This is a genomic window from Alphaproteobacteria bacterium, from assembly GCA_026400645.1.
Taxonomy (GTDB): Bacteria; Pseudomonadota; Alphaproteobacteria; order Paracaedibacterales; family CAIULA01; genus JAPLOP01.
On record JAPLOP010000011.1, the window covers coordinates 1 to 17,317 of the forward strand.

Annotated in this window: 17 protein-coding genes and 2 tRNA genes; 15 read left to right on the plus strand and 4 right to left on the minus strand. The window is 45.8% G+C overall.

Translation table 11 applies throughout. From position 1 onward, the window contains the following. Positions 1–346: 346 nt before the first annotated feature. The 3 genes from NTX76_01675 to glmM all read left to right on the plus strand — a co-directional run bounded on the left by NTX76_01675 (position 347) and on the right by glmM (position 5,120). Positions 347–1,699: an AAA family ATPase gene (locus tag NTX76_01675; GenBank protein ID MCX7337978.1), complete on the plus strand. Its 1,353-nt coding sequence runs from the start codon at positions 347–349 to the stop codon at positions 1,697–1,699. Positions 1,700–1,839: 140 nt separating this feature from the next. Further along, a complete protein-coding gene (gene ftsH / locus NTX76_01680) occupies positions 1,840–3,747 on the plus strand; it encodes an ATP-dependent zinc metalloprotease FtsH (protein MCX7337979.1) in 1,908 nt (635 codons plus the stop codon). Continuing rightward, positions 3,744–5,120 carry a phosphoglucosamine mutase gene (gene glmM, locus NTX76_01685; GenBank protein ID MCX7337980.1) on the plus strand — a complete coding sequence of 459 codons (1,377 nt, stop codon included), beginning with the start codon at positions 3,744–3,746 and terminating at the stop codon, positions 5,118–5,120. Before ftsH ends, glmM begins: the two co-directional genes overlap by 4 nt. A 57-nt stretch (positions 5,121–5,177) precedes the next feature. Here glmM and NTX76_01690 read toward each other — a convergent pair whose 3' ends face one another. The 3 genes from NTX76_01690 to NTX76_01700 all read right to left on the minus strand — a co-directional run bounded on the left by NTX76_01690 (position 5,178) and on the right by NTX76_01700 (position 8,044). After that, on the minus strand, positions 5,178–6,182 hold the full coding sequence (locus NTX76_01690; GenBank protein ID MCX7337981.1) for an alpha/beta hydrolase: 1,005 nt from the start codon (positions 6,180–6,182) through the stop codon (positions 5,178–5,180). A gap of 173 nt (positions 6,183–6,355) precedes the next feature. Then, positions 6,356–6,832, minus strand: a complete 477-nt coding sequence (secB, locus tag NTX76_01695) for a protein-export chaperone SecB (protein MCX7337982.1) — start codon at positions 6,830–6,832, stop codon at positions 6,356–6,358. An 87-nt stretch (positions 6,833–6,919) separates the two neighbouring features. Beyond that, positions 6,920–8,044: a hypothetical protein gene (locus NTX76_01700; GenBank protein MCX7337983.1), complete on the minus strand. Its 1,125-nt coding sequence runs from the start codon at positions 8,042–8,044 to the stop codon at positions 6,920–6,922. Positions 8,045–8,171: 127 nt separating this feature from the next. On the opposite strand from NTX76_01700, the gene NTX76_01705 reads away from it, so the two are divergent. The 9 genes from NTX76_01705 to NTX76_01745 all read left to right on the plus strand — a co-directional run bounded on the left by NTX76_01705 (position 8,172) and on the right by NTX76_01745 (position 15,921). Beyond that, a complete protein-coding gene (locus NTX76_01705) occupies positions 8,172–9,677 on the plus strand; it encodes a replicative DNA helicase (protein MCX7337984.1) in 1,506 nt (501 codons plus the stop codon). Between the two features lie 59 nt (positions 9,678–9,736). Continuing rightward, positions 9,737–11,197: a D-glycero-beta-D-manno-heptose-7-phosphate kinase gene (gene rfaE1, locus NTX76_01710; GenBank protein ID MCX7337985.1), complete on the plus strand. Its 1,461-nt coding sequence runs from the start codon at positions 9,737–9,739 to the stop codon at positions 11,195–11,197. Positions 11,198–11,395: 198 nt separating this feature from the next. Beyond that, positions 11,396–12,163: a 30S ribosomal protein S2 gene (gene rpsB / locus NTX76_01715; GenBank protein ID MCX7337986.1), complete on the plus strand. Its 768-nt coding sequence runs from the start codon at positions 11,396–11,398 to the stop codon at positions 12,161–12,163. A gap of 30 nt (positions 12,164–12,193) precedes the next feature. Then, positions 12,194–13,129 (plus strand): translation elongation factor Ts, encoded by a 936-nt coding sequence (gene tsf, locus NTX76_01720; protein MCX7337987.1) that lies wholly within the window; start codon positions 12,194–12,196, stop codon positions 13,127–13,129. 23 nt (positions 13,130–13,152) lie between these two features. Beyond that, positions 13,153–13,872: a UMP kinase gene (pyrH, locus tag NTX76_01725; protein ID MCX7337988.1), complete on the plus strand. Its 720-nt coding sequence runs from the start codon at positions 13,153–13,155 to the stop codon at positions 13,870–13,872. A gap of 28 nt (positions 13,873–13,900) precedes the next feature. After that, positions 13,901–14,470, plus strand: a complete 570-nt coding sequence (frr, locus tag NTX76_01730; protein MCX7337989.1) for a ribosome recycling factor — start codon at positions 13,901–13,903, stop codon at positions 14,468–14,470. A 99-nt stretch (positions 14,471–14,569) separates the two neighbouring features. Then, positions 14,570–15,004: a VOC family protein gene (locus NTX76_01735; GenBank protein ID MCX7337990.1), complete on the plus strand. Its 435-nt coding sequence runs from the start codon at positions 14,570–14,572 to the stop codon at positions 15,002–15,004. 99 nt (positions 15,005–15,103) lie between these two features. Further along, positions 15,104–15,400 (plus strand): hypothetical protein, encoded by a 297-nt coding sequence (locus NTX76_01740; protein ID MCX7337991.1) that lies wholly within the window; start codon positions 15,104–15,106, stop codon positions 15,398–15,400. Positions 15,401–15,477: 77 nt separating this feature from the next. Further along, a complete protein-coding gene (locus NTX76_01745) occupies positions 15,478–15,921 on the plus strand; it encodes a hypothetical protein (protein ID MCX7337992.1) in 444 nt (147 codons plus the stop codon). A gap of 15 nt (positions 15,922–15,936) precedes the next feature. Here the strand turns inward: NTX76_01745 and NTX76_01750 are convergent, their stop codons facing one another. Then, positions 15,937–16,848 carry a TIGR01459 family HAD-type hydrolase gene (locus NTX76_01750; protein MCX7337993.1) on the minus strand — a complete coding sequence of 304 codons (912 nt, stop codon included), beginning with the start codon at positions 16,846–16,848 and terminating at the stop codon, positions 15,937–15,939. A 134-nt stretch (positions 16,849–16,982) separates the two neighbouring features. On the opposite strand from NTX76_01750, the gene NTX76_01755 reads away from it, so the two are divergent. The 3 genes from NTX76_01755 to NTX76_01765 form a co-directional block, all read left to right on the plus strand. Then, positions 16,983–17,068 (plus strand) — tRNA-Tyr (locus NTX76_01755). Positions 17,069–17,070: 2 nt separating this feature from the next. Beyond that, positions 17,071–17,144 (plus strand) — tRNA-Gly (locus NTX76_01760). Positions 17,145–17,189: 45 nt separating this feature from the next. Further along, positions 17,190–17,317 (plus strand): GTP-binding protein (locus NTX76_01765; protein MCX7337994.1); only part of this gene is annotated, 128 nt, incomplete at its 3' end.

The following is a 17,317-nucleotide window of genomic DNA, read 5'->3' on the forward strand; positions in this document are numbered from 1 at the left end:
GAAACGTTTAAAAAATTCTCAGAAGCTATTTTTAATTTTATGTCAAATACGATACCAAGTATAGTCGACATGTTGGTTGATCGAATTACTGACAATTTTCAGATCATCATCCCTGGAAAATGATCTGGAAGGGGTATATACAAGGGCCTGATGTACCTTTAAATCCAGGACAGCCTGTGGAAGAAATTTTGTATTGATAAGCATTTCCATGTTCTAAAAAATAACCAATTAAAATAACCCCGTAAAATCCAACAAAACCAAAGAAAAGAACCGCTTCTTTTCTTGATCAAGCTATGATTTTAGGATATTGTTTCCCTAAGGCTTCCCCATTGGATGCAAAAATAAAATGTTTAGAACGGCATCAACCTATCTCGAACAAAACTGGATTATTGGTAAAGACAGAAAACCGCTTGTTGTAAGGGGTGCGCGGCAAGTTGGAAAGACATGGCTAGTCAGAGAGCTTTCAAAAAATACCGAAAAAAAATTGATTGAAATTAATTTCGAGCGGGATCCCGAAATCAGATCGCTTTTTGACGACAATAACCCAAAAAGCATTCTGCAGAACTTGGAGGTATATCTTGGGACAAAAATAACTCCTGCTTCCAGTTTGCTTTTTTTAGACGAAATCCAAGAAGCCCCAGAGATATTGGCTAAGCTTCGATGGTTTTATGAGGAAACCCCAGAGCTTTCTGTTGTTGCGGCAGGATCATTGCTTGAATTTACCCTTCAGTCACATAGTGGAAGCATGCCCGTGGGACGAATTACGTATCTCCATCTTGAGCCCCTCTCTTTTGAGGAATTTTTATGCGCTCAAGGCTTGGAAACGCTGCTGGATTATATCCGTAAAATAACACTCCCGTTTGCAATTCCTATTGCGATCCATCAAAGCCTGCAGAATCACTTTAGACGATATCTCCAGATAGGGGGAATGCCTGCGGCAGTATCGCGGTGGATTGACGATCAATCAATAGAATCCATTATGATTCTGCAGCAAGATCTGCTGTCAACATATCGTGATGATTTTTTTAAATATAAAGGTCGAATCGATGTTCAAAGACTTGATACCCTGTTAAAAGCGATTCCCTCACAGTTGGGCGAAAAATTTGTCTGTTCAAAGGCAGATCCATCCATACAGTCATCAGCTGCAAAACAAATTTTATCCCTGTTTAACAAGGCACGACTTTGTCACGTTGTTCAAAATTCTTCTGGCAATGGCGTTCCTTTAGCGGCGGAGGTCAAAGACAAAGCCTTTAAGCAGATTTTCCTTGATACAGGGCTTGCGAATCGTTTTTTAGGGACTAACTTCTCTTTCTCTAAAACAACGATCGAGGGCGGAATTTCAGAGCAAGTCGTTGGTCAGATGCTGCGGTGTCTGTTTCCATTCTATCAAGAGCCAGCGTTGTATTACTGGCGGCGCGAGGAAAAAGGATCAAGCGCTGAAATCGATTATTTACTGGAACATAAAGACCACATCATCCCGATTGAAGTTAAATCAGGAAGCACCGGAAGCCTAAAGTCACTCCATTTTTTTATGAACCTAAAACATCTCTCGCTTGCTGTGCGCATCAATAATGATCTTCCAAGCGTTACACCTGTTGCTGTAAAAAACACAGATAAAGCAGAAACTTCTTACACGCTTTTATCGATTCCTTTCTATTTAACGGGTCAAATTCACAGGCTTTTAAATGATTTGGGATGATTGGATTTGTCTTTTTCATTCATCCTGGGTGTGGTTGGCAGTGATGCCATATAAAATCTTTCCCTGCTTTCTGTTGAAAAATGGTACCATCAGCATGTGAAATGGTGTATTTTCACTGTGTTTATAAAAAGGGGAACATCTTGAATAGTACGACACGAAATTTATTGATATGGGCCGTTATATCGGCGATTCTTTTTGTTATCTTTCAGGTTTTTCCTGGTTCATCATCCTCGCAATCGGGGATGCAGTCTATGCCGTATTCCCAGTTTATGGGGGATGTACAGGACAACAAGATAGAGGAGGTCACAATCAGTGGCCCCAATATTCTGGGGAAAACGCGGGAAGGCAAAGCATTTTTAACCTACGCGCCTGAGAACCCCTTGGCTGTGCAAAAAATGCTGGAAAAGGGCGTGATTGTTCGCGCCGTTCCCGAGGTACATGAAATTTCCCTGCTTCACCTTATTCTGCCGTGGTTACCAATTTTGTTGATTGCCGGTCTGACATTTTATTCCTTTAGACAAATGCAATCCGGCGGTAACAAGGCGATGGGCTTTGGTCGGTCGCGGGCCCGGTTGCTGGGCGAAAAAACAACGAAAGTTACGTTTGATGATGTCGCCGGCATTGACGAGGCCAAGCAAGAGCTTCAAGAAATTGTTGATTTTCTGAAAGATCCCCAAAAATTCCAACGTCTGGGTGGGCGAATTCCAAAGGGTGTGCTGTTGGTTGGCCCTCCCGGTACGGGTAAAACGTTGCTGGCGCGTGCGATCGCTGGCGAGGCTGAGGTTCCGTTCTTTAGTATATCAGGGTCTGATTTCGTTGAAATGTTTGTTGGTGTTGGGGCCAGTCGTGTCCGCGATATGTTCGAACAAGCTAAGAAAAGCGCCCCTTGTATTGTGTTCATTGATGAAATTGATGCGGTTGGTCGACACCGTGGCGCCGGTATGGGCGGCGGGAACGACGAACGTGAACAAACACTGAATCAGCTTTTGGTTGAAATGGATGGGTTCGAGGAAAATCAAAGCGTCATTTTGGTTGCTGCAACCAACCGCCCGGACATTTTGGACCCTGCATTATTGCGTCCAGGTCGTTTTGATCGCCAGGTTGTTGTTCCCAATCCCGATGTTTTGGGACGTGAAAAAATCCTTAAAGTCCACATGAAAAAAGTTCCCTTGGCGCCCAACATTGACACGAAAGTGATTGCACGTGGTACCCCGGGGTTCTCGGGCGCGGATTTAGCAAACCTTGTGAATGAGGCTGCGCTGATGGCGGCCCGTCGTGGGAAATTGGCTGTCGGTATGCCCGAATTTGAACAAGCCAAAGACAAAGTTATGATGGGTGCTGAACGGCGGTCAATGGTGATGACGGACGAGGAAAAACGCCTGACCGCCTATCATGAATCAGGGCATGCAATTATTGCGTACTATACGCCTGATTCGGATCCGATTCACAAAGCGACAATCATTCCTCGCGGACGTGCGTTGGGTATGGTCATGCGGCTGCCAGAGGGTGATCGTATTTCTATGTCGAGGATTAAATTGGTGGCCGATCTGATTGTGGCCATGGGTGGACGTATCGCCGAAGAAATGGTTTTCGGCACGGACAAGGTTACAACCGGTGCATCGTCAGACATTAAGATGGCCACCAGTATTGCCCGACGGATGGTTACCGAATGGGGGATGAGCGAACGATTGGGTTTCGAAAATTTCGGCAGTCAACAGGATGATGGGTTTTCAGGACATTCCTTTGGGCAGCAGAAAACCCTATCGGAATCAACCGCCCAGTTGGTTGACGAGGAGGTTCGATCCCTGTTAGCAAAATGTTACGAACAGGCTGAATCCCTGTTGAAAGCGAAATCAAAGGATCTTCACACGTTAGCGAATGCTATGTTGGAACGCGAAACGCTTAGTGGGGATGAAATCAAGATTCTGCTAGAGGGTGGAGTGTTGCCAGAAATCACCCCATCTGAATCCGGTGGTGGTCGTCCAGTGAGCGTACCAACAGCGGGCGCGTCCGCTGCTCCGTCTCCTGCTCCCGCTGCGGCTGAATAACGATGAAAAAATTATTTGGAACAGATGGCGTTCGGGGAACCGCAAATTCTTGGCCCATGACGCCGGATGTGGTTTTAAAGCTGGCTATTGCTGCGGGGCATTATTTTTTGAATAATCTTCCAAAGCCCTATGTTCATGGCGACCATCGATTTACGGTTGTTATTGGCAAAGATACTCGTTTGTCTGGATATATGGTCGAATCGGCTTTGGTATCTGGATTTGTTGCCATGGGTATTGATGTGATCCTTTTGGGGCCGCTTCCAACGCCAGCGGTTGCGATGCTAACACGGTCATTGCGGGCGAATTTGGGTGTTATGATTTCTGCATCCCATAACCCCTATCAGGACAACGGGATTAAATTTTTTACATCCGATGGATCCAAGCTATCAGATGACGAGGAGCAAGCCATCGAGGCGTTGACTTTCGAAGATGTCCCCCTGGCCCCTGTATCACAGCTGGGCAAGGCAAAGCGATTGGATGATGCGGCTGGGCGATACATCGAATTCGCCAAGGCGACCTTCCCCCGTGGACAAAGGCTGGATGGGTTAAAGATTGTTGTGGATTGTGCGCATGGTGCCGCATACAAGGTTGCCCCGCGCGTTCTTTGGGAATTGGGTGCAGACGTCGTGGCGTTGGCGGTTGATCCCAATGGGTCGAACATCAACGACGGATGTGGTGTGATGGACCTTGCTGCCCTTCAAAAGCAAGTCCTTGAAACCGAATCAAACGTGGGGATTGCTCTGGATGGCGACGCGGATCGACTGATCATGATCGACGAAAAAGGGCGTATCCTGGATGGAGATCAGCTTATGGCACTGATAGCATCTGTTTGGTATGAACGGGGAATGCTCAAGGGTGATGGGGTTGTTGGAACGGTTATGTCAAACTTGGGGTTCGAACGGTATTTAGAAACCAAGGGGCTGACACTTTATCGCGCATCTGTTGGGGATCGATCCGTATTGGAAACGATGAAAGAAAAAGGATGCAATGTTGGTGGTGAACAATCCGGCCATATTGTATTGAATGATTATGCAACGACTGGCGATGGTTTGATTGCTGCATTGCAGGTGCTAAGCCTGATGCAACAGGAAAAACGAAAAGCCAGCGAATTGGGCCATACGTTTGCCCCTGTGCCGCAGATCCTAAGGAACGTTCGAACCGCGCATCCTGTTGATCTGGCTCATCCCGTTATACAACAAGCCATTCGAAAAGCAGAGGATCATCTGTTACCGCACGGGCATTTGCTTGTCAGGCGTTCAGGGACAGAGCCTGTAATCCGGCTGATGGCCCAGGGTGATGATGAATTGTTGCTGGCCCGCGTGCTTCATGACTTAACAGGTGTGATTCAGTCTGTGTCGTCAGAAGTTGTGTGAAGTGATCTGCCTCTGTTTTTTTGAAAATGGTATAACTTCCCGCCAAAACCAATAATTTTAAGCCTTGTGCCAAAATACCGAAAAAAGATTATGCCAAAAGTTGCAAACATCTGTTGCGATTCGTTCGTGGACCATGGGCTTGTTTGTTTCAGCGGAGGAATCGCGCAAAAAATTTACAAGGGCTACGTCTATAATTTCATCAAAATATTTCTGTGAAATGGCATGCCCCATCCCATACACAATAATCCTTTTTGCATTAGGAATAGCATGGGCCAGCGCACGAGCATGTTTAACCGGAATAATGGGATCACGCGACCCATGAATAATTAAAACTGGGCACCTTATTTTTTCACTATGAATATGAATCGGGCCTTTTGCAACAGCGTGAGCAGAGTTGGAAATTCCATAGGGTTGCCCTTGAAAATTTTCGTGCTTACGAATTATATCCAATTCATCTTTCCATTCTTGTGGATCAAATGGCGCGTTTCCTCCATTACAAATCTTTGCCAATTCCACATACTGATGAACCAAGAAATCATCATCTGTTAAAACCAGAGAGTCATCAGGGTGAGATAAAGCGGTTTTTAGGGTTCTTACGACATCACTCTTGGGACCCGGAAGCTTCATCCATCCTGTGCTAATTCCAAACGCCGCTAAAATCTGAGGCCTAAAATTAAGAGTGGAGGAAAAAAGGGTCAGCGTTTTGACACGTTCAGGAAAATGAATTGCCACCATTTGAGAAACAAAACCACCCATTGAAATACCAATAACGTGGGCTTTTTTAACCCTGTATGAATCAAGGATACAAACAACATCCGCCGCTAAGTCAATAAGGCGATAGGGATGGTGATTGTAATCAACATAGCTGGATAAGCCTGAATCCCGTTGATCATATCTGATTACATGGTATCCATTTTTCACTAAGAATTCGCAAAAAGAAAGACTCCAGGTTACACCCGTCCCACCGATCCCACGCATCAATAAAACAGTTGGATCGGATGCATCCCCAAAATCTTCTGTCCAAAGGGAAATCTCCCCATTTTGCACAAATTTTTCTGCCATTTGTTTTTTCGTAACATCTCAACGAACACTCCCGTCATCCCGTGGCTTGACCACGGGAACCATGTATTCCATTGTGGATCCCGCGATCAAGTCGCGGGAGGAAGGGAGATCATTTTTTATGATCAAATAAACAACTGAACTATCATAGAGAATATAGGTTTGTTGAACTACTTCTAATGTTTCGTTACTGAATCTTCTGCGCCCTCGTTATTTTCTGCGAGTTGTTGTTGATACATGTACGCAAAATTAACTGGAGCCAACATAAACGGTGGGAAACCGCCGTCACGAATAACGTCGCTGGCAATATTCCGAACAAACGGGAACAGTAATGTTGGTGTGTGAACCATCAGGATTGGGTCTTCCATCTCCTCTGGGATTCCTTCTAGGGCCACGACGCCCGCATAGCTTAATTCCAACAAAAACATTTGATCGTCTTCGTTTTTCGCATCAATCGTAAGGTCAAGAGTCACCTCAAACAGTTTGTTTTGAATGGGATTTACGCCAACCTGGATGTCTACGGTGATTTGTGGTTGTTCGTCTGTTTCTTCTGTGGGTCGATTAAGGGGGGTTGGATTCTCAAATGACAAATCCTTTACATATTGTGCCATTATTTGAAAGGGGACTGTACCTTCATTGTTTTCGTTTGCCATCGGGATGCTCCTGTTTGATTTAAACTTGCTTATTTAAGATCCATCTAATCTAGCAATTAACGGGCAATGCGTCCACACTATTACCAATTACTTCAGCCCAAATCCACCCAATAACCCACCAAGCTGTTTTGTGACAAGGCCTATTGCTGCATTTTGGGCGCCAGCCAGGGCTGTTCCGGCTTTGGCCTGAACGGTTTTCTGCAGGCCATCTTTTGTTTTAGCAAGGCTGTCTTTGGTATTGTCGAGGACATTTTTCTTTTCCTCTGCTTTTGCTGTCTGTTCTTGTTTGTTGATCCAGGGATAGACAAGCTCCTCTGATTCTTTTTCCTTGATTTTCATCCAGGCATCAGACGGCTGACCTGGGGTAAGCTGTAATGACGGCACTGCTTCCAGCAAACTCTGGAACCTTTCTGCGCTTAAAGAATGACGCGCCTCCCCATAGATGGCCTGAAGAATAATGGGCAAAAGAGGCTCCTCCCTTTCATGCTTTTGAAGGGCACCCAAATAGGAATCAATTTTCTGAAAAAGGCCCAAATTCTTGTCTGCTGGTAATTGTCTTTTGAAATTGATCAAAGTCTCGCGGTCTTTGCGCAAACAATCTGGGCGGGATTGGATTTCTGCATGATTGGATTCAATTTTTTGAATAAGCAATATAATTAGATCATCTTGTTTGAATTCGATCAATTTTTTTTCGGCAGCAGATTTTCGCGCATAATCCTCCAGGCTTGTTGGGATAATGCGCCGTCCACCCTCGCTAAATTGTTTTTTCCCCTCGTTCGATAAGGCTTTGTACAGAAAAGCCCCAGTCTCAAAGGGAATGGCATTGATATCGTTTTTAACCTTCGAGAGGACATGATTCAATTTTCCCGCCAATGTCTGCATGGTTAATCTTAGCTGCGGAATGGTATCGCTTTTTTCCCTCAATTTTAGGTTTATTTGATCAATGATGCTGGAAAGTTCCTCTAGTTTACCGTTGCGTGCTTGTGTTTCGGTAATTTTTGACGCTTCTTGGGTAAGGGTTAAGAAAGCATCCGCCCCTAGATCTTCGGGTTTTTCAACGGGCGCTGGCTGTTCATAATAGCGTTCTGGATATTGACTTTGAATGGAATCAGGTCTTTCGTATCGTCCCCCATCCGAATATCCGAATACGCTGTTACAGAAAAAGACAGACAAAAGGCCGAAACAAACGGGAAGGCATTTTTTATAAAGCATTTGATATAGTATCCGAAAACAGTACTGTTACTTTTTAATATGGGTCAGAATCATTAAAAGTTGGTTAAGACGCACAAGAATTGTTATATAAAGACATACCAGACCGATAAAAAGTTGATCCCCTTTAATGATGAATGCCCCAACAGCCCCGACACAGAATTTTTTGACCCCGGTTCAGCAATCCCCGCTTCCCGCTACGCAGGCCGTTCTTAATGATCCGCTGCCCTATAACCTGGAGGCGGAGCAAGCGTTGCTGGGGGCATTGTTGCTTAATAACGCGGTCCTGGAACATGTCAGCGATTTCCTGCGGACTGAACACTTTGCCAACCCCATTCATAGCCGTATTTATGACGCGATTTTGCGCCTGGTGGACAAGGGGCATATTGCTGATCCAATCACCTTGAAAGATTTTTTGATCAAGGATGATTTTTTGGAACCGGTTGGCGGGGTTAAATACCTGATCGATTTGGCGAATGGGGTTGTGTCTGTCATCAGTGTTGCGGATTATGGACGGCTGATTCATGATCTTTATCTGCGTCGTCAGCTGATTCAAATTGGCCAGGAAATTGTCCAGGATGCGAAAAAACACGAAATTGATCAATCGGCCACCAGCCACATAGAGGAAGCCGAAAAGAAGCTCTATGACCTTGCCACAAAAGGGCAAGCAACATCAGGGCCAATTTCATTCCGCGAGGCCTTGACCCAGGCGATTACGACCGCGGAGATTGCCTATAAGCGCGACAGTCGCATCGTTGGTGTGACAACCGGGTTTATCGACCTTGATAAATGGCTTGGGGGATTGCATCCGTCCGATCTGTTGATTTTGGCGGGTCGACCATCGATGGGGAAAACGGCGCTGGCGACAAACCTGGCGTTTAATGCGGCCAAATATTATGCAGAGCACGGTGTTGATGGGGCTAATGTGGCATTTTTTTCCCTGGAAATGTCAGCGGAACAATTGGCTACTCGTATTTTATCCAGCGAATCCGGCATTTCATCGGATAAAATTCGCCGGGGGGAAATTCGGGCTGATGATTTCCCCAAATTTGTGGAGGTTAGCCGGCAAATTAATTCGATCGGCTTGTTTATTGATGACACGCCGGCGTTAACCATCACAAGCTTGCGTAATCGTGCGCGACGTCTGAAACGGCAGCATAATATTGGGTTGATCGTGATTGATTATTTGCAATTGCTAGAGGCCGGCGGAAACAGGCGCGGCGGGGACAGTAATCGCGTTCAGGAAATCTCTGAAATCACCAGGGCATTAAAAGGATTGGCAAAGGAGCTGAGCGTCCCCGTGTTAGCATTATCCCAATTATCGCGTGCGGTTGAGCAACGTGATGATAAACGTCCCCAGCTGTCCGACCTTAGGGAATCAGGATCGATCGAACAAGACGCCGACGTTGTCATGTTTGTGTTTCGTGAGGAATATTACGAATCCCGAAAAGAACCCCCCGAAGGTACGGAGAAATATCAGGAATGGCAAAAACGAATGTCATCTATATACAACCAAGCAGAAGTCATTATTTCAAAACAACGTCATGGCCCTGTTGGGACAATAAAGCTGTTCTTTGATGGTAAGCTAACACGCTTTGGAAATCTGAGTGATTCAGGGTGTTTGCCGCCATTGTAAATGTTCTTGATTTAAAATAATCTGTACAAAAATTAACCTCTGTATTTATGGAAACCCCCATGTCTCTACCCTCCACGCTCGATTTCTCTGCGGCAACAATTCTGTGTATTGGCGATGTTATGTTGGATCGCTTTGTTTATGGCGGGGTTGATCGGATTTCACCAGAATCGCCGGTGCCCATTTTGCGAACATCCCGGGATTTTACGGTTGTGGGTGGCGCTGGTAACGTTGTGCGAAACATAGCCTCCCTTGGGGGGAATGTTATATTCATAAGTGTTATCGGTGATGACAGCCCTGGCCAAACAACGCGGGATCACCTGGATGCCATTTCAAACTGTCGAACGGTTTTGATTGCGGAAAAAAACAGGAAAACGACCCGAAAGACGCGATTTATTGCCCAGGGGCAGCAGCTTTTGCGTGTCGATGACGAAGTTATTTTACCCTGTGCTGCCGCGACAGAGGATGAAATCCTGCGCCAAGTTCGCGCATTTTTGCCCGAATGCCAGGTGCTTGTTTTGTCGGATTACAACAAGGGGATTTTTAAATCTGATTTGTGCAAAAAAATTATCGACCTGGTGCGCGATCTGACTGGTGAAACATTTCCGATTATCGTGGATCCAAAGGGCCGCAATTACGAACCTTACAAAGGGGCGACGTTGATTACGCCAAATCAAAAAGAATTGACAGAAATAGCCGGACAATCCCTGACATCACAAGCGATGGTTGTCGACGCTGCCAACACTATTCGTCAACAATTTGGGTTTGAATCAGTTTTGGTCACACAAGGGGCCCAGGGGATAACCTTGGTTCAGGGCGCGGATCATGCCCAACAAGCACCCGCCCAGGTCAGGGAAGTCTTTGATGTGTCAGGGGCCGGGGATACCGTTGTGGCAGCCCTTGCTGTTGGTTTGGCGGAAAATTTATCCCTGTGGGAAGCCTGTCGTTTGGCCAATACGGCCGCTGGAATTGCCGTTGGAAAGGTTGGGACATCGACGGTTTCCATCGATGAATTGCAGGCAAGCATCGGGCATCACCATGATTCGCTTCACGGTGCCCAAAAGGTTCTGACGGTGACGAATGCAGTGGATCGGCTAAAAGATTGGCGTCGTCAGGGATTGAAAGTTGGATTTACCAATGGATGTTTTGATTTGTTGCATTTGGGGCATTTGTCCCTGTTACAACAATGTGCGGCTGCATGTGATAAACTTATCATTGGATTGAACAGCGATGCATCCGTTAAACGTTTAAAGGGGGACAGTCGCCCCGTTCAATCAGAGGAAACGCGTGCGCACGTTCTGGCCGCCCTGGGCATGGTGGATGCTGTTGTCATTTTTGAGGAGGACACCCCGTTCGATCTTATTTGTGCATTGTTGCCCGATGTGTTGGTCAAAGGGGCGGATTACACAATCGACCGCGTTGTTGGGGCCGATATCGTGCAACGCCATGGTGGGGAAGTTTTGTTGGCAGAGCTAAAGGCCGGACACAGCACCACAAGTACGATTGAACGATTGGGGAGTTGAGTATAATATATCCCACGCACACGAAAAACTCACACGAAAAAACTAGCCAAATCCCATAAACAAAGGTATAAGTGTTATTGAACAGTTCCATACTGGACGTTTGGCTGGATCGTTATTGTCTAGCCATCCGATGTTTCCTTTGGGAAATCATGAGCGTCCAGGCGGTTTTAATCGGAAAATTTTAGGAGTTTTTTTTATATGTCTATGCCTTCATTTACAATGCGTCAGCTTTTAGAAGCTGGTTTGCACTATGGTCACGTTACTCGTCGTTGGAATCCAAAAATGTCCCCTTATATTTTTGGCGTTAGAAATGGGATTCATATCATCGATTTGGAACAAACAGTTCCGATGCTACAACGGTCAATGCAAGTTGTTCGTGATACAGTGGCCCGTGGCGGTCGCGTGTTGTTCGTTGGAACAAAATCCCAAGCATCCGAAAAGATCAAGGATTCTGCAAAGCGTTGCGGTCAATATTACATCAACCATCGTTGGTTGGGTGGTCTGTTGACAAACTGGAAAACCGTGAATCAATCCATCAAACGATTGAAAGAAATGGAAGAGATTCTGGGAAGACCAGAAGGGTTGACAAAAAAAGAAACTCTTAAGATACAGCGCGATTATGACAAGCTCGAGCTTGCTATTGGTGGTATTAGTGACATGGGGGGGTTGCCTGACATTTTGTTTGTGATTGACACCAACAAAGAAGAAATCGCCGTCCAAGAGGCCAACAAGCTTGGTATACCCGTTATTGCTGTAATCGATAGCAACTCTAATCCAGACGGAATTGCTTATGCGATCCCGGGGAATGATGACGCGATTCGTGCAATCAATTTGTATTGCGATTTAATCGCAGGCGCTATCCTTGATGGATTGCAAGCAGAAATGGTTTCTGCCGGTATTGACATTGGGGAAGCTGCCGATCTTTCGGATGATGACTTGATCGAAGAAACTGCTATAAGCGCATAATATAATTTCGAGGGAATAAGAGGAAATAAAATGGCTGAAATAACAGCATTACTTGTTAAAACACTGCGTGAGAAAACCGGCGCCGGAATGATGGATTGCAAAAAGGCGTTGAATGAAGTCGATGGTGATCTAGAGGCTGCCGTTGATTGGTTGCGTAAAAAAGGATTAGCCGCCGCCGCCAAAAAAGCGGGGCGCATTGCAGCCGAGGGACTTGTCGGAATTGCTGGCGGAGGCCGGGTTGGTGCCGTCGTGGAGGTTAACGCTGAAACAGACTTCGTTGCCAGAAATCCACAATTCCAAGGCTTTGTCAGCCAAGTTGCGACAATCGTACTACAAAAGGATTGCACAGTAGAAGAATTGGCCGAGGCCGCCTTTCAGGGTGAATCAGCCACGGTTGCCGATGAAATGACGCGCCTGGTTGCGGTCATTGGGGAAAATATGAACCTTCGTCGGTTGACAAGGTTGGAAGTTAAAGACGGCATTGTGGCAACGTATATTCATAATGCAACAGCGCCTGGCCTTGGTCGTATTGGTGTTTTGGTTGCATTGGAATCATCTGCCCCAGACACAGCGAAATTGCAAGATCTTGGGAAAAAGCTGGCCATGCATGTGGCTGCTGCTGCCCCCCAGGCTTTGGCTATTGCTGATGTGGATGCGTCTCTGTTGGAACGCGAGCGAAATATTCTGATTGACCAAGCTCGGGCTTCGGGTCGTCCAGAAGAAGTCATTCAAAAAATGGTCGAGGGTCGCGTTCGCAAATATTACGAAGAAGTCGTTTTATTGGAACAGGTTTATGTGATCGATGGTAAAACAAAGATTTCACAGATTGTTGAGCAAGCCGCCCAAGAGCTTGGTCACCCTGTAAAATTAACAGGATTTGTCCGCTATGCGTTGGGCGAAGGAATTGAAAAGGCACAATCTGACTTTGCTGCCGAGGTTCAAGCCCAAGCCGGTATTGCTGGATAATCCAAGGAAAGTTGCGGCCGGATATGTATAAACGTGTTTTGTTAAAGATATCCGGCGAAGCCCTTGCCAGCGCGGAACAATCGGCGGAACAATCTTTTGGGATTGATCCAAGGATGGTGGAAAAAATCGCCCAAGACATCAAGCGCGTCCATGATGGTGGCACAGAAGTCGTCATTGTCGTGGGTGGGGGAAACATCTACCGGGGCCTTGATGGGGCGGCCCGTCATGCTATGGATCGCACGACATCCGACCAGATGGGGATGCTGGCGACGGTTATTAATGGATTGGCTTTGCGAAGCGCCATTGAATCCATCGGTATCCACTGTCGCGTGATGTCGGCTATTTCGATGCCAACAATTGGCGAACCCTACAGCCAAAGACGTGCTAGTCGCCACATGGAAAAGGGGCGGGTCGTTATTTGTGTTGCCGGCACGGGAAATCCATTTTTTACAACTGATACAGCCGCTGCATTGCGTGCATCAGAACTTTCTTGTGATTTGTTGCTAAAGGCGACAAAGGTTTCGGGTGTTTACACAAAAGATCCAAAGCTTTCAAATGATGCGGAATTTTTGCCGATCATAAGTTACGACGATGTTTTGCGTTTGCAGCTAAAAATCATGGATGAAACTGCTTTTACATTAATTAAAGATAATAAAATTCCGATTGCCGTGTTTTCCATTTATGAACCAAACGGTTTTTATAATACAATTCATGGGACCGGAACGTTCACGTTGATTCGATAGATTAAAAAATATAACGAGGATGACAATAATGTCTAATGCGAAAATTGATGACCGATTAAAAGATTTCGACAGGCGCATGGATTCAGCCGTCGACGTGCTGCTTCGGGAATATGTTGGAATTCGGGCTGGCAGAGCATCGGTTAACCTGCTCGATCCCATCAAGGTTGATGCTTACGGAAGTTTATCCCCACTTAGCCAGGTTGGTACAGTCAGCGCGCCAGAACCAAGGTTGCTATCTGTTCAGGTTTGGGACAAGGCCCTGGTGAAGGCCGTAGAAAAAGCCATTCGTGAATCTGGTTTGGGATTGAATCCTGCCGTTGATGGTCAATCAATTCGGGTTCCGCTTCCCATATTGACCGAACAAAGGCGCCAAGAATTGGCTAAAATAGCCGGTAAATATGCCGAGGATGCCAAAATTAGCGTTCGAAATGTTCGGCGTGATGGGATGGAGCTTCTCAAAAAGCTGGAAAAAGACAAAGAGATTTGCGAGGACACTCACAAGCGCCTGTCCGATGAAATGCAGACCTTGACCGATGGACATATCAAAAAAATCGATGAACACCTGGTGACCAAGCAAAAAGATATTATGCACGTTTAGTTTTTTCTATGTATCCATTGCCTATCGTTCCCAATGCATTACTGTCAATCCCCGCGAAGGTGGGGATCCATAAGAACACATTAAATTCGGGGGGTTTTCATGGAACCAAGAATAAACATTGTTACACTTGGCACACATAATCTGGAGCGGGCTACAGCTTTTTACGAACGTGGTCTTGGTCTTCCAAAGCTGGCCTTTCAAGGGAATGTTTCATTTTTTGCGTTGAATGGAACCTGGCTTGCGCTTTACCCATGGGAATTGTTAGCTGGTGATGCCACGGTCGCCGGCAATGGATCGGGCTTTAGGGGGGCGACGCTTGCTCATGTTGTAGAGAGCAAGGAGCAGGTTATGTTGGTTTTAAAACAAGCAGAGGATGCCGGCGCTAAAATCATAAAGCCTGCCCAGGAAACTGATTGGGGTGGTTTTTCCGGATATTTTTCAGACCTGGACGATCATCTTTGGGAGGTTGCTTTCAACCCGTTCTTTTGGCCAGGTCCACGCCCCATGGACCGGACAGAAACAAGCCAGCCCTAAAAATTTCTCAGATCAAAACAGCAGATTAACGTTTTTTTAATACTTTTATGATTATCCTTAATTTGATTAACAGTAAATCAAATTATCAGGAGACTATCTATGAAGAAAGTTATTTTTTGTTTGGGATTGGGAATTTCCATGGTCGCATTCGGTGGAAACGGTATGACAGAAACGACAAAAAAGGAAAAAACCGTCATAACGCCTTGTATGCAGGAAGGTTTGGATGAGCTATATAAAGAATGTAAGGCCGCAGCCAAGGATCCAAACGACAGCGCAACAAATAGTAAGTGCGATGATCTTAAGGCTGGAAACATCGAAGACGCCAATAAGATTGTCGCAGACAAATGCCCTCGTCCAAAGAAAAAAGCGGAAAATACAAAAAAAGACGACGAATAAAGTCTTTGTTAACAATCCCCGTGAAAGCGGGGATCTGTTTATCTGTTATTTATGCTTAACATACAAGGAGAGTCTTTATGAAGAAAGCTATTTTTTGTTTGGGCTTGGGAGTTTCCATGGTCGCTTTTGGTGAAATGACGCCAAGCATGGCACAAACACAAGACATGTCAACACCTCCAAACAGTCGTGAAAATTCAATCAGCGAAAGCTCAATGCAGGACCGGAGTTATTCGAGAAGCTCAAGAAGTTCGGAAAGTGCACTGAGTTCCTTTAGTGCGAAGGAAACAGAAGAAGCTAAGCTCGATATGTGCACACAAGTTAATCTTGAATCGCTTGTGAATAATTGCATACGCAAAGAAATGCAAAATGAAAAAGGCGTCAAGGGGGTGGATGTAAGTGAATTTGCTACGGAACGAAGAACCGAAATGCGTTGCAAAAATTATTATGCCGCCGGAAAAGAAGGAAGGCTTGAGCTGGACAAAAATGTGGCGCGTTGCATGAAGAAAGCAAACAGAATGTAGTGAGCATTGGCAGTCTTATGCCAGCGCGTTGGATAGATACGTTGGGGCTGCGCCATAGGTTTTTATGAGCGTAGTAACTTTTTCTTGAAAAAGAGCCTCGTCATTTCGGTAGGGAAGCAAATCCCCGCCGTGAATACCACTTAATACAAATAGGGAATCAATCCCATATGCGTCCGCCCCGGTGATGTCTGTGGCCAGGGAATCCCCAATCATAAGGATTCTGCCCGGCTGAACGGTCAATCCAGCGTCTTGGTTGGCCATTTCATGCAGGGTTTTATAAACCGTGGTACTGGGCTTTCCGTGGGACCGAACACGTCCCCCCATTTCCTGATATCGGGCGGCGATGGCACCGGAACAAATGGCTACTTCATCACCAATCATGACGCGTTTGTCAGCATTGGCACAGACCAATGGCATCTGGCGTTGATGGGCGACTTGTAAAATCGGTTCGTAATCAGCAAGGGTGTCATCCCACTGATCGGTTCCTGTGACAAGCATAAAATCGGCCTGGTCAATATTGGAAACGGCATCATAATCCAGCGTTTCAAATAAATTGCGATCCCTTTCAGGACCAATATGGATAAGCTTAGTCCCAAGCGACCGATAAAAATCGTCCAACCGATCCCGCAAATGCAGATGACACTCAAGACCCGATGTGTGAATCGTCTCATAAAGGTTTCGTGCCACACCCATTTCTGTCAGTCTGCTGATCGCAATTTCTGGCATCCTGGGTGCATTCGACAGTAAGTATATTTTTTTGTTCGCTTTTTTAATTTGCGCAAAACAATCTAGTGCGCCCGGAAACGGAGCCTTGCCATTATGCGTAACCCCCCACAAATCTATAAAAAAAACATCGTACAAATCGATGATTTCTGAAAACGCGGAAATCTGAGAGGGAAACTTTAGATCATATGATGCTGTTTTCATTTTTTAAGCCATTTCAGGGTGATATATCGACTGCTGATGAGACTCTAGCTAATTTTTAGGAGAAGTTCAAATAATCATTGACAAAAATGCGCAAAATCCCTTAACTATAACAAGATCGGCACGATAAAAAAATCGGAAGGATGGCCGAGTGGTTAAAGGCAGCAGACTGTAAATCTGCCGACTGATGTCTACGTAGGTTCGAATCCTACTCCTTCCACCATAGCGGGTGTAGCTTAGTGGTAAAGCTCCAGCCTTCCAAGCTGGCTATGTGGGTTCGATTCCCATCACCCGCTCCAAATTAAAACAAAATCATTATTTCATGTTTTTTAGGAACACAAGCGATGTCTAAAGCAAAATTTGAGCGGAACAAGCCGCACTGCAACATAGGAACGATTGGCCACGTTGACCACGGTAAAACATCATTGACTGCTGCGATTACGAAAGTATTGGCAGAAACCGGTGGTGCGAA

Coding starts and splice junctions, on each gene's coding strand:
- NTX76_01675 (MCX7337978.1), top strand. CDS start 347: ATGTTTAGAACGGCATCAACCTATCTCGAACAAAACTGGATTATTGGT.
- rfaE1 (MCX7337985.1), top strand. CDS start 9,737: ATGTCTCTACCCTCCACGCTCGATTTCTCTGCGGCAACAATTCTGTGT.
- pyrH (MCX7337988.1), top strand. CDS start 13,153: ATGTATAAACGTGTTTTGTTAAAGATATCCGGCGAAGCCCTTGCCAGC.
- secB (MCX7337982.1), bottom strand. CDS start 6,832: ATGGCAAACGAAAACAATGAAGGTACAGTCCCCTTTCAAATAATGGCA.
- tsf (MCX7337987.1), top strand. CDS start 12,194: ATGGCTGAAATAACAGCATTACTTGTTAAAACACTGCGTGAGAAAACC.
- NTX76_01740 (MCX7337991.1), top strand. CDS start 15,104: ATGAAGAAAGTTATTTTTTGTTTGGGATTGGGAATTTCCATGGTCGCA.
- rpsB (MCX7337986.1), top strand. CDS start 11,396: ATGTCTATGCCTTCATTTACAATGCGTCAGCTTTTAGAAGCTGGTTTG.
- NTX76_01700 (MCX7337983.1), bottom strand. CDS start 8,044: ATGCTTTATAAAAAATGCCTTCCCGTTTGTTTCGGCCTTTTGTCTGTC.
- NTX76_01690 (MCX7337981.1), bottom strand. CDS start 6,182: ATGGCAGAAAAATTTGTGCAAAATGGGGAGATTTCCCTTTGGACAGAA.
- NTX76_01745 (MCX7337992.1), top strand. CDS start 15,478: ATGAAGAAAGCTATTTTTTGTTTGGGCTTGGGAGTTTCCATGGTCGCT.
- frr (MCX7337989.1), top strand. CDS start 13,901: ATGTCTAATGCGAAAATTGATGACCGATTAAAAGATTTCGACAGGCGC.
- NTX76_01705 (MCX7337984.1), top strand. CDS start 8,172: ATGATGAATGCCCCAACAGCCCCGACACAGAATTTTTTGACCCCGGTT.
- NTX76_01735 (MCX7337990.1), top strand. CDS start 14,570: ATGGAACCAAGAATAAACATTGTTACACTTGGCACACATAATCTGGAG.
- NTX76_01750 (MCX7337993.1), bottom strand. CDS start 16,848: ATGAAAACAGCATCATATGATCTAAAGTTTCCCTCTCAGATTTCCGCG.